Genomic DNA, 525 nt, shown 5'->3' with positions numbered 1-525 from the left:
ACATGGGATACCAGCCTCTTCAAGATCTCGCTGTATCTTAATAGCACCATAACGCCCCTTAGATCTGTTATAGTAAAATTGAACTTCATCACTAAATTTGTTGTAGTCAATTTCTCTTTGAGATGTAACATGATTGATTACAGCATAATAAGTACTGCGAGGAAACTTAAGTACCTTGCACATTTGTTTCACAGTATAATTATCAAGATTCGCTTGAATAAAGGACACGTACTCAGCTATTGATTTTTGGCAAATATGGCGGTAGCTTTTTTTAATATTTCATTCTCTATCTCTAGTTCCTTCATTTTCTTTTGAAGAGCCTTATACTCTTTCATAGAAATGGTTTCTGTTTCTGAAACCTGTACTGGAGAAAGAAGTTTTACCCAGGTAGAGATTGTGCCTTTTGGAACGCCATATTCGTTAGATAATTCTGTGATACCTTTACCAGCTTTATTACGCAGATCTACAATCTGCTGCTTGAATTCAGGGGTATAGGATTTTTGATTTTTTGCCATGATTGAACAC

Annotated in this window: 1 protein-coding gene; it reads right to left on the bottom strand. The window is 35.4% G+C overall.

Annotated elements, in window-relative coordinates; translation table 11 throughout:
• Positions 1-236: 236 nt before the first annotated feature.
• The coding region (locus tag BN3456_RS00125; RefSeq protein ID WP_141654465.1) for a transposase at positions 237-525 on the bottom strand (289 nt) is incomplete at its 5' end.

This window comes from Clostridium sp. C105KSO13 (assembly GCF_001517425.1).
Classification (GTDB): Bacteria; Bacillota; Clostridia; order Lachnospirales; family Lachnospiraceae; genus Muricomes.
The sequence above is the reverse complement of the archived record's forward strand: the minus strand, read 5'-3'. Positions and strand labels throughout refer to the sequence as shown.